Source organism: Pirellulaceae bacterium (assembly GCA_019636385.1).
GTDB lineage: Bacteria > Planctomycetota > Planctomycetia > Pirellulales > Pirellulaceae > Aureliella.
The window spans coordinates 49,845-70,239 of record JAHBXT010000003.1 but is presented as its reverse complement, the minus strand read 5'-3'; the positions used below and the strand labels follow the sequence as shown (position 1 = coordinate 70,239).

The 20,395-nt window shown below is 54.6% G+C and carries 21 protein-coding genes; 17 read left to right on the top strand and 4 right to left on the bottom strand.

What is annotated here, in order from left to right:
* Nucleotides 1-57: 57 nt before the first annotated feature.
* The 14 genes from KF752_11035 to KF752_10970 all read left to right on the top strand — a co-directional run bounded on the left by KF752_11035 (nucleotide 58) and on the right by KF752_10970 (nucleotide 13,855).
* On the top strand, nucleotides 58-1,548 hold the full coding sequence (locus KF752_11035; GenBank protein MBX3422076.1) for an arylsulfatase: 1,491 nt from the start codon (nucleotides 58-60) through the stop codon (nucleotides 1,546-1,548).
* Between the two features lie 35 nt (nucleotides 1,549-1,583).
* Nucleotides 1,584-3,968: a GH92 family glycosyl hydrolase gene (locus KF752_11030; protein MBX3422075.1), complete on the top strand. Its 2,385-nt coding sequence runs from the start codon at nucleotides 1,584-1,586 to the stop codon at nucleotides 3,966-3,968.
* Between the two features lie 436 nt (nucleotides 3,969-4,404).
* Complete coding sequence (locus KF752_11025) at nucleotides 4,405-5,154, top strand: deoxynucleoside kinase (GenBank protein MBX3422074.1); 750 nt, start codon at nucleotides 4,405-4,407, stop codon at nucleotides 5,152-5,154.
* 431 nt (nucleotides 5,155-5,585) lie between these two features.
* Entirely contained in the window at nucleotides 5,586-6,164 is a 579-nt protein-coding gene (locus KF752_11020) for a sigma-70 family RNA polymerase sigma factor (protein ID MBX3422073.1), read from the top strand.
* Nucleotides 6,157-6,534, top strand: coding sequence for a hypothetical protein (locus KF752_11015; protein ID MBX3422072.1), 378 nt, complete (start codon nucleotides 6,157-6,159; stop codon nucleotides 6,532-6,534). The genes KF752_11020 and KF752_11015 overlap by 8 nt, the downstream gene beginning before the upstream one ends.
* Nucleotides 6,518-7,549, top strand: a complete 1,032-nt coding sequence (locus tag KF752_11010) for a hypothetical protein (protein ID MBX3422071.1) — start codon at nucleotides 6,518-6,520, stop codon at nucleotides 7,547-7,549. The genes KF752_11015 and KF752_11010 overlap by 17 nt, the downstream gene beginning before the upstream one ends.
* Nucleotides 7,546-8,529: a type II secretion system F family protein gene (locus tag KF752_11005; protein ID MBX3422070.1), complete on the top strand. Its 984-nt coding sequence runs from the start codon at nucleotides 7,546-7,548 to the stop codon at nucleotides 8,527-8,529. The genes KF752_11010 and KF752_11005 overlap by 4 nt, the downstream gene beginning before the upstream one ends.
* A 1-nt stretch (nucleotide 8,530) precedes the next feature.
* Nucleotides 8,531-9,652 carry a type II secretion system F family protein gene (locus tag KF752_11000; protein ID MBX3422069.1) on the top strand — a complete coding sequence of 374 codons (1,122 nt, stop codon included), beginning with the start codon at nucleotides 8,531-8,533 and terminating at the stop codon, nucleotides 9,650-9,652.
* 10 nt (nucleotides 9,653-9,662) lie between these two features.
* Entirely contained in the window at nucleotides 9,663-10,193 is a 531-nt protein-coding gene (locus tag KF752_10995) for a hypothetical protein (protein MBX3422068.1), read from the top strand.
* 20 nt (nucleotides 10,194-10,213) lie between these two features.
* Nucleotides 10,214-10,801, top strand: a complete 588-nt coding sequence (locus tag KF752_10990) for a hypothetical protein (protein MBX3422067.1) — start codon at nucleotides 10,214-10,216, stop codon at nucleotides 10,799-10,801.
* Entirely contained in the window at nucleotides 10,801-11,295 is a 495-nt protein-coding gene (locus tag KF752_10985) for a hypothetical protein (GenBank protein ID MBX3422066.1), read from the top strand. Before KF752_10990 ends, KF752_10985 begins: the two co-directional genes overlap by 1 nt.
* Nucleotides 11,296-11,326: 31 nt before the next feature.
* Nucleotides 11,327-12,265, top strand: coding sequence for a DUF1559 domain-containing protein (locus tag KF752_10980; protein MBX3422065.1), 939 nt, complete (start codon nucleotides 11,327-11,329; stop codon nucleotides 12,263-12,265).
* Nucleotides 12,266-12,365: 100 nt separating this feature from the next.
* Entirely contained in the window at nucleotides 12,366-13,343 is a 978-nt protein-coding gene (locus KF752_10975) for an SDR family oxidoreductase (GenBank protein MBX3422064.1), read from the top strand.
* 20 nt (nucleotides 13,344-13,363) lie between these two features.
* Nucleotides 13,364-13,855: a hypothetical protein gene (locus KF752_10970; protein MBX3422063.1), complete on the top strand. Its 492-nt coding sequence runs from the start codon at nucleotides 13,364-13,366 to the stop codon at nucleotides 13,853-13,855.
* 79 nt (nucleotides 13,856-13,934) lie between these two features.
* Here the strand turns inward: KF752_10970 and glpK are convergent, their stop codons facing one another.
* The 4 genes from glpK to KF752_10950 form a co-directional block, all read right to left on the bottom strand.
* Nucleotides 13,935-15,440 (bottom strand): glycerol kinase GlpK, encoded by a 1,506-nt coding sequence (glpK, locus tag KF752_10965; protein ID MBX3422062.1) that lies wholly within the window; start codon nucleotides 15,438-15,440, stop codon nucleotides 13,935-13,937.
* Complete coding sequence (locus KF752_10960; GenBank protein ID MBX3422061.1) at nucleotides 15,437-15,700, bottom strand: hypothetical protein; 264 nt, start codon at nucleotides 15,698-15,700, stop codon at nucleotides 15,437-15,439. Before KF752_10960 ends, glpK begins: the two co-directional genes overlap by 4 nt.
* Before the next feature lie 265 nt (nucleotides 15,701-15,965).
* The gene (locus KF752_10955; GenBank protein MBX3422060.1) at nucleotides 15,966-16,388 is read right to left on the bottom strand and encodes a hypothetical protein; all 423 of its coding nucleotides are present in this window, start codon (nucleotides 16,386-16,388) and stop codon (nucleotides 15,966-15,968) included.
* A 219-nt stretch (nucleotides 16,389-16,607) separates the two neighbouring features.
* Complete coding sequence (locus tag KF752_10950) at nucleotides 16,608-17,444, bottom strand: signal peptidase (GenBank protein ID MBX3422059.1); 837 nt, start codon at nucleotides 17,442-17,444, stop codon at nucleotides 16,608-16,610.
* A 315-nt stretch (nucleotides 17,445-17,759) separates the two neighbouring features.
* Between KF752_10950 and flgC the strand changes: the two genes are divergently transcribed.
* The 3 genes from flgC to KF752_10935 all read left to right on the top strand — a co-directional run bounded on the left by flgC (nucleotide 17,760) and on the right by KF752_10935 (nucleotide 20,366).
* Nucleotides 17,760-18,182: a flagellar basal body rod protein FlgC gene (gene flgC / locus KF752_10945; protein MBX3422058.1), complete on the top strand. Its 423-nt coding sequence runs from the start codon at nucleotides 17,760-17,762 to the stop codon at nucleotides 18,180-18,182.
* 127 nt (nucleotides 18,183-18,309) lie between these two features.
* Complete coding sequence (gene fliE, locus KF752_10940) at nucleotides 18,310-18,609, top strand: flagellar hook-basal body complex protein FliE (GenBank protein ID MBX3422057.1); 300 nt, start codon at nucleotides 18,310-18,312, stop codon at nucleotides 18,607-18,609.
* Between the two features lie 62 nt (nucleotides 18,610-18,671).
* Nucleotides 18,672-20,366 (top strand): hypothetical protein, encoded by a 1,695-nt coding sequence (locus KF752_10935; protein MBX3422056.1) that lies wholly within the window; start codon nucleotides 18,672-18,674, stop codon nucleotides 20,364-20,366.
* Nucleotides 20,367-20,395 lie beyond the last annotated feature (29 nt).

The window sequence follows — 20,395 nt, the reverse complement described above, 5'->3', positions numbered from 1 at the left end:
GTTATAATACTAGCCGACCGTGTGAGGCATTACACCTAACTACAGAAGAAAATTCGCGTGCGTTTGTACTTTTTACTTGGCTGGGTACTGCTCGCGCAAGTCGCGCCCGCCCCGGCAATCGCGGCAGATCGGCTTGCCGGTAGCCGGCCCAATGTCATTGTGCTTCTCACCGACGATCAGGGGTATGGCGATATTTCCGCGCATGGCAATCCGATCGTCAAGACCAAGCACTTGGACCGCTTGCGTGACCAGAGCCTGCGATTTACCGATTTTCACGTCAGTCCAACCTGTGCTCCTACGCGCAGCGCGCTACTGACAGGACGTCACGAGTTCAAGAACGGCGTCACGCACACCATTGCTGAGCGTGAACGGTTGACTCTGTCGGCGATTACATTGGCTCAAGTACTGCAATCTGCTGGTTACGCCACGGGGATTTTTGGCAAATGGCACTTGGGCGATGAAGATAACTATCTGCCTAGTGCACGTGGATTCTCAGAAACATTTATCCATGGTGCTGGAGGCATCGGCCAGTCCTATCCGGGTTCGTGCGGCGATGCACCCGGAAATACCTATGTTGATCCATTCATCTGGCACAATGATCGCTTCGTTCAAACGAGCGGTTTCTGCACCGATGTTTTTTTTCGTCAGGCGACTACCTGGATCGACCAGCAGCGACAAAACGCTCAACCCTTTTTTGCTTATATCTCGACCAACGCGCCGCACGCGCCCTATACAGCGCGACCAGAGGATGCCGAGTTGTATCGTTCAGCAGCTCCCAGCGAGCCACTGGCGCACTTCTATGGCATGATTCACAATATTGATCAAAACATCGGCAGGCTCTTGGATCAACTCGATCAATGGAACCTTGCCCAGCAGACGCTGGTCATTTTCATCAATGACAATGGCACCGCTTTAGGACACACAGTATTCAACGCTGGCATGCGCGGCGCCAAAGGCAGCGCCTGGCTGGGCGGCACGCGGTCGAGTTGCTTTTGGCGTTGGCCCGGTACGATTCAGCCTGCTGACTGCACGGCCCTCGCCGCACACATCGATTTCTTACCAACCCTCGCCACCCTTGGTGGTGCCGAAATAACAGAACAGGTTCAGCGTCAAGTTGAAGGTCGCAGCCTAGTCTCGCTGTTACGAGATCCACAGGCCGCCTGGCCTGACCGTACATTATTCACGCATGTTGGTCGCTGGCCCAAATTGGCCGATCCCAGTCAGGGGAAATACAGAATGGCTGCGGTTAGAACGACGCGATGGTCACTGGTTAGCCCCGACGGCGCTACCCACCCAGCTTGGCAATTGTTTGATTTGCAGGCGGATTATGCGCAGCAACACAACGTCATCGAACAACACCCAGACGTTGCGCTGCGGTTGAGCGGTCAGTTTGAAGAGTGGTGGCAGGCATGTCTTCCCCAGCTGGTCAATGAAAATTCCATTGGTCCACGACTGAATTCTTTTGCCGAACGGTATTGGCAACAATTTGGGGGCCAGCCAACTGCTCAAGACTTAAAACGCATGGATCCTACGCAGCCCATTCGCTGATGTTTCTCTTAACTACATGGAATCGAACAACGTCGATGCCCCAAAATTCATACGCTACCCGCAAGCAGACGTTCTCTTATTTCAATGAAAGCCTGCGCCACGCCAAGCCACGAAAATTGAAATGGCGGCTGTGCTTCCGGAGCTTTAGTTTTTTAATCCTGATTGCGATCCACTCCGGTGGTCGGGCTGCGGATCTCTGGCCACCACCGGCTCAGCCGGGAGCTCTTTCCAGCCAAGTCGATCCCTTCATCGGCACCGGTGGCATTTCGTTCTTGTGCGGGAATAACTTTCCCGGCGCGATGGCCCCGCTGGGTATGGTTCGCTTGAGCCCCGACACGATCAGCCCGCGTGGCGCCAAGGCGTCAAACATGTCGGGCTATTACTATGGCGATCAGCAGCTACTGGGGTTTAGCCATACGCGTTTGGTAGGTACTGGTGCCATCGATGGTGGCAATTGCTCTGTGTTACCCAGCGTCGCAAACTTGACAGATGCAGAGCTGCGCGAAGGCGTCAGCTATCGGTTTTCTCATGATCAAGAGCAGGCCTTTCCAGGCTACTATGCAGTAATGTTGCCAGAACCCAAGATTTTGGCCGAGTTGACCGCTTCAACTCGGGTTGGCGTTCATCGCTACACTTTTCCCGCCGGACAGACTCCATATTTACGAATCAACGTCAGCAGCGCGCTGGGCAAAGGTAGATGCTCAGAGGCATCCGTGCGCTGGCTACCCGACCGGATGGAAGTAGAAGGCTCAGCACGCACCTTCGGCGCCTTCTCGTCGCGGTACGGTGGGTCAAAAATCCATTTTGTGGCCCGCTGCAATCGAGCGGTCACCAAGCAACTGCTGTGGGACGGCCAGCAACTGCTGCCTGAGCCATTGCAGACCGACGGCGAGAGCGTAGGTATCCAACTGCAATTTGCGTCGAGCGAACAGCCTGTAAGTATTGAACTGAAAATGGGAATTTCTTTTGTCAGTATCCAGAATGCTCGCCAAAACCTTGAAGCTGAAGCCGGACAGGCTGACTTTGACCAAGTCTTGCGCTTGACTGGCCAGTCCTGGGAAACACACCTAGCCAAAGGACGTGTGGCAGGTGGCAACGATCAACAGCAGACGATCTACTACACGGCCCTCTATCGCGCGCTCAATATGCCCACAACCTTCAGTGATGTGGATGGAAGCTATCTTGGATTTGACAAACAAGTTCATCAGGCCGACGGCTTCAACTACTACACCGACATGTCGCTGTGGGATACATTTCGAACCACGCATCCCCTGTATACACTCCTGTACCAGCAACAACAACGCGACATGGTGGTTTCACTGGTTCAGATGTCTCGACACGGCGGCTACTTGCCGCGTTGGCCATCAGGCAGTGGATACACCAATTCGATGTTTGGGACACCCGCCGACTTGGTGATCGCTGAAACGTACCTCAAGAATATCCGCGATTTCGACGTGCACGCTGCCTACGCTGCCATATTAAGAACTGCTGACCAGCCAACGCCTCCGGGCGCGCGTTTCTCCGGCCGCGAGGGTATTCAGGCCTATCTGCAATACGGTTACTGCCCTTCCGACCTCATGGGAGAATCGGTCGCTCGGACCTTGGAGTATTGTTATGCCGATTACGCTATCGCCCGCTTGGCTGAGGCGCTCGGCAAATCTGCTGACGCACGACGTTTCGACCAACGCGCGCTGGCCTATCGCCAACTCTGGAATCCGCAAACGCAGTTTTTTCAGGCTCGCGACTCTCAGGGGGAATTTCAAGCTGACTTCCGACCGCTGATGTTGACCTATACCGACCTGGCCGGCAAATTCACCAAAGCCTACGTGGAAGGCAGCGCGTGGCAATGGCGCTGGGCGGTTCCTCACGATGCCTCAGGACTCATCGAATTGTTTTCAAGTCGTGACCAGTTCGTCTCGCAATTGGAAGAGTTTTTCACGCGCTCTCCCACCCAAGTCGGTGCCGTACCGAACGCTTATTATTGGCAAGGCAATCAACCTGATCTGTTTGCTGCCTACCTATTCAATGCCGCTGGTCGCCCCGATCTGACTCAGAAATGGGTACGCTGGGTGCTCGAGCACAAATATGGCGTGGGTCCAAATGGACTAGACGGCAATGACGACGGCGGCACATTGTCGGCGTGGTATGTGCTGAGTTCACTAGGGCTGTATCCCATTGCCGGTACAGATCGCTACGAATTGTCCAGTCCGCTATGGTCGCGTGCCGACTTGTCGGTCGGCTCCCGTCCGCTGGAAATCATCGTCGATCGCGATTCTCCAGATGCGATGTATATTCGGAAAGTCACGCTCAACGGGCAGACCATCTCCGGCACGCAGCTTCGACACAGCCAGATCGCTGGCGGTGGCCAATTACGATTTGAACTGTCTGCGACGCCTCAAGTGGTGCAATCCAACAAGTGATCCGCTAAGGCCATTATGTCGACAGCACATTGGTAGCTCGCGACGCTAGACGGTTGACAACTAGTTTGCCCACCATTTTGGCGACATTAACCACCATTGGTTCGTCGCCCTATCCATGGATTCGATGGGCCTCGGCAAGATATGATGACTGTTGCCAGGATGCCGATTGCACAGGCCGTGCTGAGGTCGGTTAACCCCGGTGCCACCCCCCCGGCGTTTGCCTCAACGAGATAATCGGAAATCACTTTGACCAGGATTCTGCCCTGCCCCAGAAAGCATTACAGTGGATGGTTGAAAAGAAGCTATTGGAACGCTACCTTTTACCATGCGCCGTGCGGAGTCTTTTCATGCACGGCAACAACGCAGTTCGCAACACGCAGCCTGCGCTGAAACAATTATCCCACTCTCTCGGCCCAGGACCATAGGAAGGTATTGTATGACGTTGGGCAAGCCCAAGCAGCGCGGACTGTTCATTGCGATCGACGCCAACATCGGAGCGGGCAAGACGAACGCCTGCCACGCCATCGCTTCGGCGGCCATGGCTGCGGGGCGACCAACGCGGGTTATGGAAGAGCCCACGCATCACCCCAAGTTCAATCATTTTTTGCAGCGCTACTACCAAGACCTAACCACCGGCAATAATACGGGTGGTGGCTTTGCCATGCAGATGTTCATGCTCTGCCAGCGTTACGAACAGCATCGCTTGGCCGTCGAGCAGGCGTGGGGTGATCAGGGGATTATCGTTATCCAGGATCGTCCGATCTATGGCGATACCGTGTTCGCCACCACCGCCATGGAACGCGGCTTTATGACGCCCGAAGAGTACCAACTGTACGTGGACGTATACCGCAACATGAGCCGCGATGTGATGCCTCCAGATATATTTGTCTATTTAGACGTCTCGCCCGAAGAGTGCTACGATCGCATGCACACGCGCGGTCGCTCGCAGGAGTCTGGTGTACCTCTGGACTATCTCCAGCAGCTGTACGACAACTATCAAAAGCTGCTTGGCGAAATGCGCCGTCGTGGTGTCCGCGTGCTAACGATCGACTGGCGCGAGTTCGGACCGCCGGTCGAAATCTGGAAGAAAATCTGCAAGTTGGTCGAATCCGAAGATACGTGGTACGAGCAATTGACCTTTGGGCTAACCAAGGAACCACGAGTTCCCATCACCCCCAACGTGTAATAGTTCACTCAATACGCAGTTTCGTAGAGGTTAGCGGGGTGGGACAAAGTCGCGACGGAACATCTAACAAGCTCACATTATACCGCTAATCTTCACACCACCAAAAACCCGCGACCGCCGGCCCAGCAACCAGTGTCGGGTGTGGTTGGCCGGTGGATGTTTGATCACGCAGCGTGGGTTCCGATGGTTGGTCACCTATGGTGGTGGGCAATTGGCGTCGCACACCCCAATTTGTTTGTGGAGGTTGAACGAGATTTTCTCAATTGGGGATAGCGTTAGCGCCTGGAAGGATTGGGAATGGTGAACATGTAGGTGCGTGTTTTCCAAACAATCGACCTATCTGTCTGATTATTCGGATTTCGTTAGACAAATCGGCTGGCGGCGCGCATCCTAATAGGCAGTCCGCTTACCTTCAGGATTTCTTGTCGATTATGTCCAATATCCCTGAACCACTTGATCGCTTTTCGGACCGCGTGCGCCAGTGTGCACAGCGGATCGAGGAGAGTGGTGGGGCGGCTTTGGGTGGCCTATTCGATTTGACGGCCCAGCGACTTGTGCGCTTGGCTGTGGCGATTACTCGCAACCAACACGATGCCGAGGATGCTCTGCAAGCGACCTTGGTCCGGGTAGCGCAGAGACCACAATTGATTTGCCAGGCCCAGCAACCGTGGCATTATCTATTGCGGATGATGCGCAATAGCGCTTTGCTGATTCTGAGAAACAAACAGGCTTCGGCTCCGTTGGATGCCAGCCAACCTTTAGTCACCTATTGCCGAGTTGATGAGGTGGAGCTGGCCGAAACGTATCGTGCTATTTGGACTGCTCTACGACAGTTGCCCACTCAGCAAAGTGAGATCGTGGTATTGAAGATTTGGGAAGAGCTGACTTTTCAGCAAATTGCTGATGTCTTGGAGGTTCCACCTGCGACCGTCGCTAGTCGCTATCGATACGCGCTCGAAAAACTGGCGGTCTACCTGCGTTCGCACAGCCAGGAGGTAGCGCATGAATAATTTACCTCCTAGCCTGTGGATCGCCGAGGATTTCGCTGACCTGGAGCGGTTGGTCTCCAGTGCAAAAGACTTTGTGGTTCCCTCTGATGATCTGCGACCACGCGTCGTTGAAGCGGCCCGCGATATCGATGTGCGACGTGCTGAGCTAACGAAGCTGCGAAATTTTGGAATCTGTATGGCGGGATTATGGGTGAGTATCTTAGGCTTGTTCTGGGTTTTAGCTGGCTACCGAGACGAGCTATCGGCTCCCACTAGTGAGCAGGTTCAGCGCCAGGCTCTCGAGTACTCAGCGTATGCCGGAACGAATGTCGATTGGGCACTGGTAGAGACATTTCGCCAACTGCGAGGCGGAGATGATCGCTCCCATTGAACGCTTTCATCAGCAGCTTGAAGCTTTACAGTTGGCAGGCTTTCCTATCGAAGAACTGCTGCTTAATCCCGTAATGCACAATTCGGTTTCGCTGACCCCTGAATCCGACATCTCCGACCCGCAGGCGGGCACCACGATATTAGCAAATGAATCCGTGCATAGTTTCAGGCAGCGATTGCAGGTGATTGTCAAGCGTGTGCTAGCGGATGCTCAGCGCGGCCTGACGCCCGACGCCTCTTTGGCCTCTTTGCCTGCCCTACGCCCGCTGTACTTTGATATTTGGCGACGGTGGATCAGCGGCGGCCAGTCGATCGAGTCGCTAGAGCTGTTGATCGCATACACAAAACTAAAACGCACTTCGACTGCCAGTTTGGAATTATCCTATTTCTACACAACCATCTATTGTCTGTTGGGTTGCGTCTGCTGGGGCGTGGTGGCTTCCGTATCCATTCCGCGCATGCAGCGGCTGGCACAACAGGCCGATGTGCAACCTGACGGCATCATGCGACTGCTGTTTGTTGTAGGGTCTCACCCGTGGTGGTTGATTGCAGTCCTGTTGGTGCTGGCAGGCCTCTTCGCCTGGCGCATGCAGCGTTCGCAGTCGGTGGCGACTCGCACAAAGCTAACCGCCTGTACGTCACAAGCCCTCGATCGTGCCCGGCTGGCAAGACTACTGGCCTGGGATGCAGAGTTGGAGCAGGTCCAGCAACGCCAACAAATTGACTCTTCAACTTCGGCGCCCAGCGCTAACACGGTTGACGCGACTGATGCGCCGTTGCTGGACTGGAGCCAGCAATATTCGGCAATGACAGCCGACAGTAGTGTCTTCCGTTGGACCGAGCAGTTGTATGGATGGATTGGTGCGCGAGCAAACCTAAAATCGGCCAATCGCCTACCATTTGCAGTGCATTTGGTCGTAGGAGGTGGCATGGCATTGATTGCGGGATTAATGCTGTTTCAACCGCTGGCGGCGACATTGCAGATGCTGATCGACGGATATGGAAGCGGCCGATGAATCCAGTCCAGCACACGACCAGAGCTTTACAACACCTACCTGAATGGTCCGGTCTGTTCGCGGCGCTTGCCGACGAAGTAGGCGACCGACGCATTGCAAACCGTTTGCGAATTGTCTCTAAGAAGCTCAGCACGGTGACCGACGTCGCGTTATTGGCTAGCGATCCCAGTACAGCAGCGGTGATGCACCTCGTGGTTCATCCGATCCAGTTCACTGCTAATAGCCATGAGGATTTGGTAAGAGTCGTTGATCAATTGGATGCTCAGCAATCTCCGTGGTCAATGTGGCTATATCCCGCTGTCGTCTCGTTATTGCTGCTGGCGGTTCTGTTGCTGGCATCGGTGCTGATAGTGCCTATCTACGAAAGTATGTTCAATGATTTTGGCTCACGGTTGCCATACTCGACAAAGGTGCTCTTGGGGCTGAATAAATGGATATTTAGTGAATTCGGTAGCACTCTCATGGCTGCAGGGCTGTGCGCCATACCTACCGTCTTCGTAGTCAAGTTGTGGCGAAATTATGGACTTACGCATCGACTGACTCCGTGGTTGACTGCTGGACGGTATCAAAACGTCAAAGCCATGGCCATCTTGACGCAAAACTTTGCTGAACTGCTTGCGTTGGGATTCGCGGCAGCAGAGTCGCTCAGGCTGGTCGCTCGCGGTTGCTCGCATCCTGTAATTCGACAGGCTGTGCTCAGCGCTGCGGAAGAAGTTGAATCGGGCAAGCCTATCGGCAACAGCGGTTCTTCCAGGGTACTCCCCCAACTGCTGATACGCGGTCTCGCCTTGCCGACAGCCAGTCAAGTTGAATTGTTCCGCTGCCTTGGGCAACTGTATCGCGACCGCTGGCTACCGCGTCCTGGAAAAATGGTTGCCGTTATTGGGCCACTGTTGATTATTCTACTGGGCGTTCTTGTTCTGCTTGTAGTTTTGGCCGTTTTTTTGCCGCTTCTCAACCTTATTACGGAACTGGGATAGTATGCTCGGCACGCCACTGATTAATCGGATCTCAACTTGGGCAGATCGCTCGTGGTGGCGAGTCAACCGGCTGTGGCGTGCGAATTCTATCCCAGCCGCGCAAGGTAGCTTACTGAGGCTGCTTGAATACGCTCATCAGCCTTCGTCTACATCGCCACAGCCATTTTTACTGGGTGAAATCGTCGAGCTGTATTCCCAGGAGGAAACAGGAGTCCATGGGCGGCGCGTGCATTTGTTGTCCAAGCGACTCAAATCAGGATTGTCGTTGCCCGACGCATTGGAGCAGACCCCGGATGTGCTCAGCGACGATACTATGTTGGCCATTCGTTTGGCGTCACAGTCAGGCACTTTGCCCCAGACGCTCCAACATTTGCGCCAACAAGCAACTCGTCGACTGACTTGCCAAAGGGACGCCGCGAATACCCCGAGCTGGCGACATTTTTTCGTACTGCTTTTAATCCTCATCGGGCTGGGAACGTTCATCTGCGCGTTAATTGCTCCTAATTTTTTGAAGATATACTCCGAGTTTGGGATGGAGCCACCGCGAGTATTCCTCTCATTATCTCACACTTGGCCCCACAATCTAATAATGTTTTTGCCTGTGGGTTTGTTGTCGGCAATTCTCATGTGGGGCTTGTCCAGTCGATTCGGTCTAGCCCGCTGGTTTCGTCGAAGACTAGGGTCTTTTTTCTCAGAAAGACTGCGCAGACTTCGATCGGCTCAGGTTTTGGAACTACTGGGCTGTTCGATGCAGGCCGGTCGGCCAGCAGATGGAGCATTAGCGACGCTGGCACGCTATCACTTTGATCCAATGCTCCGTCACAGACTGCTGGTAGCACGCAATGAAATTGAGTTACGCGAAGGCTTGCCCCGCAGCCTGCGTAGCGCCGGCTTAATTACTCGCGATCAGGAGAATTCTCTGAAGTTGCTTGACTCAAGCGTTCAACAAGGCTGGTTGCTTCAGCAGTTGGCCGAACGGATTCCGGGTGACGTCCAGCGGCGCGATCGTTTGCTGTGTGTCGCCGCCCAAGTCTTGGTAACCTGCCTGTTCGGCCTGGTTGTATTGTGGTTCTGCATCGCCATGTTCTCGGTTTTGAACGGGCTCGTCCATTCGCTCGCTTAATGAGGCATCCATGACTGAACATACCGCTCAATTAGGCCATCGTCGCAGAGTGCTTCCGCTTGGTCGGCATGGCTCGCTGCTAGTCGAGGCGCTGGTTGCCGCGACTATCCTGGCCGTAATCATCTCTGTAATCACTCAAGCTCACGGCCGGCTTATGCGACTGTGGGGCGACACGCGTAATTGCCAACTCGCCACAGACGAACTGTGCAATCAGATGGATCGACTGCTGGACCTGGATCCCACTCAAAGAGCCGTTGAAATAGGTTCGATCGCCGTTAGTGGCGAGATCGCTGAGGTTCTACCTGCGGCAACGATGACAGCGGAATTGATTGGCGATGAATTGGGCCAACGGTTACGACTGACCATTAACTGGCAGCGAATGGGATCTAGCAAACCACTGGAAATGATTGGCTGGATTACTTCTACGGCAATTCCGCCAGGCGGCGATGCCATAGCACATGCGCTCGCAGAGGATGCCATAAATACTGCTTCGCCAGCAGGCGACACCACAACTTCAGTCAATCCGGAGCCGCAGCCGTGAAAGCCCATTCAGGAGTATGCATGCGATTTGGTTTTACGCTCATCGAAACGTTGGTGTTCATTTCGGTCAGCAGCGCACTGTTCCTGGTGGTCGCGCAAATGATGCGGTCGGGGTTTCAGTTATCGGAATCGGCAACCGCGCGGCAGCAGCACACTGCTGATTTAGCCAGACTGTCATTGGATCTGCGTAACGATCTGCGACAGGTCCAAGTCGTCAGGTTCCATTCGGAACAACACTTGGAAGTAGTAAATAGCTCCCAGCAAATAATTCAGTGGCAGATACTGGATAACCACCGTCTGTGTCGCAGTGTGCAAAGTAGAGCCAACCAGGAGCCAACGGCGAAAGAAGAGTATCGGCTGACAGCAGACTCGCAGGCCAGACTGTCGCTGGTCATACCACAGGGCGGTCCAGTAGCGGATGACACAGAGTCACTGGTACGCAGATTGCGGTTAGCAATTGTTCGCAAGTCGAGAATAGTTAATACACCGCCTCAGCTCGAGCGGTTGATTGAAGCTCCTGTTCAAACTGAAATAGTCGCGATTGTCACCGATGCTGGTCACTCTACCTTGCAAGACATTGACCCGTCACCTCTGGAGCAGCAGCCGTAATGTCCATCAAAATATTCGCAGATCGCCAAATGGAATACCAAGCTGCCAGCACGCGAATTGGTTGGTATGAAACCGCGCAACGGAGGTGGCAACATCGGCGCGGCACATTGCTGGTGATGGTGTTGGTTTGCACGATGGTAGCTATGTCGCTGGTGGCGATTGCATTGCGAGCCACAATCGTCGGTCGTCAGAGCTGCCGGATTGAACTTCAGCGCCAGCAGGCAGCTTATTTGCTAGAAGCTGGAGTCCAACGGGCAAAAAGCGGTCTATCCCATGATCACGAGCAGTATCCAGGGGAACATTGGAACGTTCACAACGCGTTTCGGGATTATGAACTGGCGCTGATTGAAGTCACTCGTAGTCCCGCCGCAGGAGCGATTTCTCAGCAATGGTCGGTAACCGCTAGCCTCGGGAATTCTCGTCAGCCACACCAAGTAATTCGCTTAACGCGAAATGTTGAAGTTCCTGTTCCACCGCCATCTGCCAATCCATAACTTGAGAATTTTATTCGAGGGAGAAGAAATCATGAGTGCAAATCGCTGCCAAATCCGGAAACACGAGCGAGCTACTAGCAGTTTACAGGCAACTACACGTCGGCGTGTGACCGCGTTCACGCTAGTGGAATTGCTGGTGGTTATCGCAATCATCGGCATCCTGGTGGGACTTCTGCTGCCGGCCGTGCAGGCGGCGCGTGAGGCAGCGCGACGGTCGAGCTGCGGAAACAACATGATGCAACTGGGGATCGCTTTGCAGCACCATCAGTTCAATTCAGAGCGTCTGCCGGCGGGTGTGTTGGATGACCAGCCCGGTCCAATTCGCTCAGAGCCCAACGGCCAGCACGTGAGTTGGACAGTTCAGTTGCTGCCTTTCATCGAAGAATCGGTGGCTTATCGCCAGTTTGATCAACAGGCCGGTGCTTATGCTGAAATGAATCTGCCGGTGCGCGACCATCGTGTGCCAGTCTTTATCTGCCCCAGTAGCCCCTCCCCTGGCTACAGCCGCTATCGGGACTCAGTCGCAAAAGAAGAAATTACCACCAGTTGCTATGCGGGATGTACAGGTGGCCAGGAAACGCCCATCAATGTTGACAACGGTGGCCTATTCTTCTTGAACCGCCACATTCGCCAACACGAAATTGAAGATGGCACAACGTACACGATTGCACTGGGCGAAGTTCGAGCCAACCCTCGCCTGCTGAATTGGACCTCTGGCACTCGAGCCACTCTGCGTAATACAGGCATCGCAATCAATTCCACGGACATGCAGCAAAGTCATGCGTTTTCAGCAGAAGCTCCCCAACCCATCGACTCATTGTTTGTTGGCGGCTTTGCCAGCTATCACTCTGGCGGTGCCATGTTCGTCTTGGCCGACGGCAGTGTGCGTTTTCTATCTCAGAATACAGATGCCAACACGCTCCAGTGCCTGGGCGAGCGCGCCGATGGACAACTGATCGACCTACCTTAGTAACCGCAACCCTTCTCAAGCCAGTAGTTTTTCGGTATCCTGACCACGTGGCGGTTGCCAGCCGCATTTGCAGCCCCTCAAGGCATGGAAAGTTGTCAACGTGGTCGCGATCAAACGTATTCTGGTTACGGGTGGAGCCGGTTTCCTAGGCTCGCATATCTGCGAACGTCTGGTCGCCGAAGGTCATGACGTTATCTGCTTGGACAATTTCTTTACCAGTCAAAAGTCCAATGTGGCGCATCTATTGGATCGACCGAATTTTGAACTCATTCGTCACGATGTAACGCTACCCATCTTCTTGGAAGTGGACGAAATCTACCACATGGCGTGCCCCGCAGCGCCAGGGCACTATCAGTTCAATCCAATCAAGACCAGCAAGACCAGCATTCTTGGTTCGCTGAACATGCTGGGTATGGCCAAGCGTTGCGGGGCCAAAGTGCTGTTGGCTAGCACCTCGGAAGTGTACGGAGATCCGGAGGTGCATCCGCAGCCTGAAAGCTATCGCGGCAGTGTGAATCCGATTGGACCGCGTGCCTGTTACGATGAAGGCAAGCGTGTCGCCGAGACATTGTTCATGGATTACCATCGCATGAACAAATTGAACATTCGCATCGTGCGGATTTTCAATACCTACGGTCCTCGCATACATCCCTACGATGGTCGGGTCGTTTCCAACTTCATTCGCCAAGCCTTGACTGGCAACGACATCACCATCTTTGGCGATGGCAGTCAGACACGCAGTTTTTGTTACCGCGACGACCTGGTCGAGGGCATTGTGCGATTGATGAATGGACCAGATCGCTTCGTGGGTCCATGTAATTTGGGCAATCCCGGTGAATTCACGATCCGCGAATTGGCCGAGTTGGTCATCGAGTTGACCGGTGCGCGTGTGAAATTGGTTCAGCGCCCGCTGCCAGCCGACGATCCCACGCGGCGCCGCCCCGATATCACTTTGGCCAAGAAAGAACTAAACTGGCAACCCTCAATTACCTTGCGCGAAGGACTGGTGCAAACAATTGACTGGTTTCGCTCGATCGACCTGGGGCACTATCGACCACCGACGCCCAACTTTGTTTAACAGAAGTCATTGAGTCGCCGATGAGTAATACCGAATTTGGTTCGTGGGTTGATGTCAAATTTGACTGCCTGCCGCTGCGCAGCGTACGGAGCTTCGCTGCCCCGGACGATGCCTCGCCAAAATTGGCGGCCAAGCTGGAGCGAATGCGCGTGGCGCGTGAGTCCCATGGCAGCATGGGCAGCTATTACCTGCATAACGCGACCTGCACCTTTCACTTCACGAATGATCCTGCTCTGGGCATGTGTCAGTATAGCTTTGAAGGTGTGGTGCTGACCGATAGCCAAGACATGCAGGCTCGCAGTTGTGAGCTGACTATCGAACTTGCTCGCGACACTTGCAGTTGGATCAACCAAGCCATTGTCGACTGGCTCGCCGAATCGGTACAGCGCGCCGTATTGGTTGAATTCAATCGCTTTATCCAAGCAGGAGATTTGACAAAGACCATCCAGAGACTTGAGTCCATGAACAAGGCCAGCGACGACGCCGGTGGATTTGTCGGTATGTACCTGTAGGAGATTGGCCAGCGCCGCATTGGTAGTCGTTCCAGCGTAGCCACTGTCTGGCGACGGTGGCTACAGGCTGAAGCTTGGCTCAGCTCGCCCACTGGGTTGACCGCTGCAGCGCTCGGCTCCAAGTGGCCCGCATAGCTTTAACAGCGGCGGCCTTCATCTGTGGCTCAAATGTTCGATCAGCTTGCCATTGCTGTTGAATCTGAGTCGGGCTATCCCAGAATCCCACTGCCAAGCCGGCCAAATAGCCCGCGCCCAGTGCAGTCGCCTCGAAGGTCTTGGGACGCACCACGGGCACTCCCAAGATGTCGGCCTGAAACTGCATCAACAAATCGTTCATTGCCGCACCGCCATCGACCCGGAGCGCGCGAATTTTCAATTTCGAATCGGCATGCATGGCATCCAGCACGTCGGCTGTTTGAAACGCTATGGACTCAAGCGCCGCCCTCGCGATGTGAGCAGCGGTTGTGCCACGTGTCAATCCAACGATGGTTCCGCGCGCGTAAGCGTCCCAGTGCGGTGCCCCCAAGCCCGCAAAGGCTGGCACCAAGTAGACGCCACCGTTATCTGGAACCTGACTGGCCAAGCGCTGCACATCGGCGGCGGTCTTGATAATCTTTAAGCCGTCGCGCAGCCACTGTACGACGGCGCCGGCAATGAAGATGCTGCCTTCCAACGCATACATCGGTTGTTGATCTGTCTGCCAAGCCACGGTTGACAGCAATCGGTTTTGCGAAGCACGCGGTTGGTTGCCAACATTCATCAGCATGAAGCATCCGGTGCCGTAGGTATTCTTGACCATGCCCGGTTGCAAGCACATTTGACCAAACAGTGCCGCATGTTGGTCGCCCGCCAAGGCGGCGATGGGCAAGGAATGTCCCAGCAGAGACTTCACAGAATGTCCCACTACGCCACTGGATGGGCAAATCTCTGGCAATACATTGGCCGGAATCTTGAGTGCTTTCAGAAGCTCTTGATCCCACTGACAGGTATGAATGTTGCACAGCATGGTCCGGCTGGCGTTGGTCACGTCGGTTCGATGAACGGCTCCGGCAGCCTGTGTCCCACCGCTCAGTTTCCATAACAACCAAGAGTCCACTGTGCCAAACGCCAACTCGCCGCGTTTGGCCGCAGCACGAGCGTGTGGCACATTATCGAGTATCCACGCCAGCTTGGTTCCTGAAAAATAGGCATCGACAACCAATCCAGTCTTGTCGGTGAACAGCTCGGCCAGACCTCGTTTGCGAATGCGATCACAGTGATCTGCCGTTCGTCGATCTTGCCATACGATAGCGCGATGCAGTGGCTGGCCGGTCAGTCGATTCCAAACGACGGTCGTCTCGCGCTGATTCGTAATGCCAATGGCTGCAATCTCAGACGCCTTGACCTTTGCCTTTCGCAACACACTGCGAGCCACTGCCAATTGGCTACTCCAAATCTCCTCCGCATCGTGCTCAACCCAGCCTGGCTGCGGAAAAAACTGAGTGAATTCCTGCTGTGCCACGCCGGCCAGACTACCGTCGTGCCGCACCAACAGCGCTCGAGAGCTGGTTGTGCCTTGATCAAGCGCCAAAATATATTGGGTCATGAAATTCCCCCGATCTGATAAAGTCGGTTGACGGTAGGGTGAGTAGAATGAATGGCTGGGCTGGGTGGACCACACCGTGTGGCAGACGGGTCGGACCATGCGGCGGCTGGCTTGTGTTCGGCGCAGTAGGCCACATATAGCAGCCACGCCAGCCACACAGCATAAACGCCCGCCATCAACAGCAGCCACCACCAGCGTCTGACTGGCGCACCAGAGGTTGCTACTGGCTTGCCAGCCGAGCCAACTGAGTCTGTCTGCATTCGCTTGTCATCTCCTGATAGGGTTGCTCGCAGCCAGCCGATCTTGGACTGGCAGGTTGGAACGTGTAGGGTAGGACCAGCCAGCCGAATGAAGCTGGTTTCTCACGCCCTGCAGAGCATGAAAACGACAAATGGCCTGTGGAGGGATTTTAGTCTGGCTTGCGCCAGCCCACTACTTACATAGCCTGACGCCAGGGCAATTCGTTGCCCACATCCGCTGCCGTCCAACTGAGGTTCGTGACGCAACACTGACCCGCTGCGCACTCTAGTCATCATTCTCAGCCAGTTCAAACACCGGATCAAATGCGGTCGCAAAATCGTAGGCGTTATCAAAGTCTTCGCGACGGTCGTGGCTGGACTTCTTCATGTGCTTGATGCGAATCAGATTATAAACGATTTCACCGAAGTCGCCGGTCGTGTAGATGCCCCAACTGTTTAAAACTGTCTTAGCCATGTAACCGAATTGGCTGAGCGCGTATTGGCGAATGGCTTCGCATAGTTGTTGGCCGTTGATATGGTGCTCGCCCTCACCATCCTCCTTGGCGGCCCCGCTGGGAGGCATCTGTAAAACCTCCTGTGCGTAGGCCAGTGCTTCGCGCACAAATTGATAGGCTTCGATGTGATAGCGATGATCCTGTTGCAGCAGCTCGAATAGCGGATGAATCTTATCGTTCACGTTGGTGCTCATGCATATACGTCTTTGTAGCCTGGTATCGCCGAGATGATAACCAAAAAACGCAACGGTTTGCGTCTCATGTTTTCCACACCGCTGGTGGCCCGGCAGAGGGCCGAACCAAATCCGGTTGGAGGTCTAAAATTGTTGCCAAATATTCTGAAGGAAGTCTATCAAATCACCACAGCCCTGCTGGACGCACCCTACCGTGCCCGTAAACGGTTACGAAAAAATTCATCCGCCGTCCAGCCTAGAATCTTCGTCAGAATCGTCTGAACTGCCTGTGTCTTCGGGCTCGGTGCCTGGGCTGGGTGTGGATCGGCCTAGCACGGTCAGCACATCTTCTGCTCGAATCATAATTCTGCGCTGGTCTTCCATCGTCACCAACAGTTGGCGACTCAATAACTCATGGCCAACTACCCGCCCACGACCGCTGTTGGTGATGATGTCCGCACCGATGCGCGGCATACTCTGGCGATGTTCTTCATAGGTATCGAATTCATATCGCAAGCAGCACTTCAATCGACCACAGCGGCCCGAGATCTTATTGGGGTCCAACGTCGCCTTTTGTAGCTTGGCCATTCGCATAGAGACCGGCGGCATTTTAGTGAGGTGTGTATTGCAACACACAGGCTTGCCACAGTCGCCATAGTCAGCCAATATCTTGGCCTCATCGCGAATGCCGATTTGTCGCATTTCGATCCGCGTCCGAAACTCGCTGGCCAGTCGCTTGACCAAATCGCGAAAGTCCACGCGATCTTCCGAAAGGTAATAGACCACCAATCGTTCGCCGCCAAACACCCGCTCGACCTCCACCAGGTCCATGGGCAGTTCCAGCTCGCGAATGATTTGATGGCATAACTCGGCTTCCCGCTCCTGCTGAGCCCGTAAATGCGCTGACTCGTTTTCGTCAGCCGCAGTTGCGAGCCGCTGAACCGAGCCGCCGGGCGGCGAATCCATCTGGGCAACCGCGTGTTCACTAGCTTCGCACAACACCTCGCCAAGTTCCAGCCCGCGATTGGTGCGAGCAACGACTCGCGAACCACGTGGGTGAGCTTCGTGACTGTTCATTACGTGCAGAGTCCTCAGGACTCCGCAACGAACCACCAGGCTTGGCATGGAAAGTTGGATTTAGGTTGAATTAGAAATCGACTAGATAACGAAAGCGATTAGCTGGCAATTGCCCGGATGCGCCATGGCCGCAGATTTTACTTGATTCTTGGCGAATTCCAAGCAGCACAACTGATCTTTCCTCTATGCCCAGATTTTTCTAGTGTTCGGTGGCTGGAGTGCCCTTAGGGCCAGCTGGTCCATAAATTGGATATCAATTGCGTTAAAACTTGGCCGCAGTCTGTCTCATGGAACTTGAAGCGCGGGAGTCCGATCATGTTCAGTGCTTTGGATGTCAGTACCAGCGCGTTGGTTGCGCAACGAATCCGGCTCAACGCCGTGTCTGCCAACATTGCCAATGTTAGCACCTTGAAGGACGAAAGTGGTCAGGCCAAGCCCTATCAACCGCGTTTCACCGTGTTTCAAACCGACGAAACGCTGGCGGCAGCAGGCGGTGCTCCTGGCGTTAAAGTTGCCTCCGTCGAGACCAGCGATGCTGAACCGCTGTATCGTTATCAGCCTGACCATCCGCTAGCGATCAGCGAAGGACAATGGAAAGGCTATGTGGCCTATCCCAATATCAATTTAAACGAACAGATGGTCGACGCGCTCGAAGCGACTCGATCCTACGAAGCCAATATCGGGGTTATGGAAATTAGCAAGAGCCTGGGGCGGCAGTCACTCTCCATCATCGCGTAGGCCAGCCCAATCTGGCGACACCCATCACGAACCGGTCACCTTGGCCACACGAATTCAATCGACAACTGAATCAGTTTAACACGACGAGTCAATTACGGTGATTCCCGTTACTAGCCAGTCAAGCACCATGCAGTTGCACATGCCGATCACGCAACAACTGCGGGCCTACCAGGCCAAGACGCACGGGCAGCCGGAAATGCCAACTTCGGGTTCATTCATGAGTCTGCTGTCGTCCGGCGTTCAGGCCGTCAATCAGGCCCAGCAGCATTCCGACCAGCAGGTCCATGCACTGCTCACGGGCGGCGACGTTCAACAAGCCGAAGTGTTAACCGCCGTTCAAAAGGCTGACATGGCGTTTCGACTACTGATTCAAATCCGCAATAAACTGCTAACTGCGTATGAAGAGCTGAACGCGATTCGCGTCTGATTGAGACATTGTAAGGCATTTACATTCAACCGAGCGACATCGGAACCGAGTGACTAAAGCGTATGAACTGGTTAACAACAATCGGCAAACAGATCGGTGAATTGATCACCTCGATGACTCCAGCCGCACGGATCATGGCGGGCCTGATGACTGCGGTCGTGGCCGTTAGCCTGGGCTGGATTGCAGTGGGCGGAGGCTCGTCTCAAAAGTACGAATATATGTTCGGCGGTCGCGATTTTTCCGAGGCGGAATTGTCTAGTTGGGAGGCTGCGTTTGGCGACGCTCAATTGCGCGAGTACGAACGAGTCGGCCAGCGTATCAAGATTCCTGCGGCCCAAAAAGACTTGTATCTCAAGGCGCTCAGCGCCGCGAATTCGCTACCCAAAGAATTCGACAGTTATATGAACGAAGCGCTGACGGGCGGAAGTCCCTTTGAACCCACTTCGCTGATCGACAAACGCACTGTGTTTGCCAAAGAACAACGGCTGGCGCACATGATTCGCGGGTTGTCTGGCATTGAACAGGCGTTTGTGAACTACGACGAACAACGTGCTGGCTTTGGTCGCAAGACGGATCGCGTCTGCAGCATCGCTGTCCGAGGCAGGACAGGCAGTCCCGTGCCACCTTCACAATTGCGAAATATCGCCAAAATGGCCATCGCCTCGTTTGCTGGACTGACCGAACAAGATGTGACGGTCAGCGATCTGGCTAGCCCAGGCAATTTCTATCGCGGTAGCAGCGACCCCAATTCTCCTGAGGAAAACCCCTACTTCACGGCACAGGCTCAATGGGAAGAGCGGTACGAAAGCAAGGTCGCTGCGCTGCTCAATCGCTACGAGGCACAAGTGGCCGTTAATGTTGTACTGGACCCCAAGTTGACATCCCAGTCCGAGCAGATCCAGTATCAACAGCCTATGGCCGTGCAGACCTCTTCCGTCTCCAAGAATTCCGAAAACTCCAAAGCCGCTCCCGGCGGTCAACCCGGTGCAAGTCCCAACGGGATTTCCAACCAACCCTCTTCAATCGCAGCCAATGCAGCGGGACAGTCATCGAAGACCAAGGAAATACAAGAAAACGAGCGCCGGGTCGCCGGGCACGAGGCCACGGTCACTCGGACTGCCGGACTTGTTCCCAAGGAGGTGTACGTCAGCATTGGCATCCCTGAATCGCATTATCGAAAGGTTGCTGCACATCGCTTCCTGCTGGAGAATCCTGGAAAAACCGAAGCCGATGCTCCAATTCCGACGGCAGATGTACTGGCGGCAATTCGTACCAATGAAGAAAAAGCCGTCCGTGCCGCCGTAGCCACCATTCCGGTTGGCTCGCAGGCCGGTGATGATCGAAAGACGTTCATCGAAGTCTACAGTTTCATCGACTTGCCGACACCTCCCGTGCCCGGCCCAACGATGGCTGAAAATGCTTTGGCATGGCTGGCCGATTCATGGAGCACCGTAGCGCTGATCGTTCTGGTTGCTCTGAGTCTGGGAATGATATTCACCTGGGCCAAAGCGCCGACCGGAATCCCGGACAATGATAAGCGATTTGCGGAGGGATTTGGATTACAAATACCTGCCACGGCGGTGGACAGCCTGGACCTAAGCGAAGGCGGCGAATCGGGACAAGTCGCTGGTCGCCCCCGTCCACCTGCGATGGAATCGACCGGCGGGGAGCTGAAAGAAGACCTCTCCACCATCATCCGCGAAAACCCAGACGCCGCCGTCAATCTCATCCGCGCCTGGATTGGCGAAGCCGCCTAGACAGCACACACAGGTCGAACGGTATCGAC

Excerpts from the sequence above, each read along its gene's own strand:
- KF752_10960 (MBX3422061.1), bottom strand. The coding sequence starts at position 15,700 with ATGCAGACAGACTCAGTTGGCTCGGCTGGCAAGCCAGTAGCAACCTCT.
- KF752_10980 (MBX3422065.1), top strand. The coding sequence starts at position 11,327 with ATGAGTGCAAATCGCTGCCAAATCCGGAAACACGAGCGAGCTACTAGC.
- KF752_10990 (MBX3422067.1), top strand. The coding sequence starts at position 10,214 with ATGCGATTTGGTTTTACGCTCATCGAAACGTTGGTGTTCATTTCGGTC.
- KF752_11025 (MBX3422074.1), top strand. The coding sequence starts at position 4,405 with ATGACGTTGGGCAAGCCCAAGCAGCGCGGACTGTTCATTGCGATCGAC.
- KF752_11005 (MBX3422070.1), top strand. The coding sequence starts at position 7,546 with ATGAATCCAGTCCAGCACACGACCAGAGCTTTACAACACCTACCTGAA.
- KF752_11010 (MBX3422071.1), top strand. The coding sequence starts at position 6,518 with ATGATCGCTCCCATTGAACGCTTTCATCAGCAGCTTGAAGCTTTACAG.
- KF752_10995 (MBX3422068.1), top strand. The coding sequence starts at position 9,663 with ATGACTGAACATACCGCTCAATTAGGCCATCGTCGCAGAGTGCTTCCG.
- KF752_11020 (MBX3422073.1), top strand. The coding sequence starts at position 5,586 with ATGTCCAATATCCCTGAACCACTTGATCGCTTTTCGGACCGCGTGCGC.
- flgC (MBX3422058.1), top strand. The coding sequence starts at position 17,760 with ATGTTCAGTGCTTTGGATGTCAGTACCAGCGCGTTGGTTGCGCAACGA.
- KF752_10970 (MBX3422063.1), top strand. The coding sequence starts at position 13,364 with ATGAGTAATACCGAATTTGGTTCGTGGGTTGATGTCAAATTTGACTGC.
- KF752_10955 (MBX3422060.1), bottom strand. The coding sequence starts at position 16,388 with ATGAGCACCAACGTGAACGATAAGATTCATCCGCTATTCGAGCTGCTG.
- fliE (MBX3422057.1), top strand. The coding sequence starts at position 18,310 with ATGCAGTTGCACATGCCGATCACGCAACAACTGCGGGCCTACCAGGCC.
- KF752_10935 (MBX3422056.1), top strand. The coding sequence starts at position 18,672 with ATGAACTGGTTAACAACAATCGGCAAACAGATCGGTGAATTGATCACC.
- KF752_11000 (MBX3422069.1), top strand. The coding sequence starts at position 8,531 with ATGCTCGGCACGCCACTGATTAATCGGATCTCAACTTGGGCAGATCGC.
- KF752_10950 (MBX3422059.1), bottom strand. The coding sequence starts at position 17,444 with ATGAACAGTCACGAAGCTCACCCACGTGGTTCGCGAGTCGTTGCTCGC.
- glpK (MBX3422062.1), bottom strand. The coding sequence starts at position 15,440 with ATGACCCAATATATTTTGGCGCTTGATCAAGGCACAACCAGCTCTCGA.
- KF752_11015 (MBX3422072.1), top strand. The coding sequence starts at position 6,157 with ATGAATAATTTACCTCCTAGCCTGTGGATCGCCGAGGATTTCGCTGAC.
- KF752_11030 (MBX3422075.1), top strand. The coding sequence starts at position 1,584 with ATGCCCCAAAATTCATACGCTACCCGCAAGCAGACGTTCTCTTATTTC.
- KF752_10985 (MBX3422066.1), top strand. The coding sequence starts at position 10,801 with ATGTCCATCAAAATATTCGCAGATCGCCAAATGGAATACCAAGCTGCC.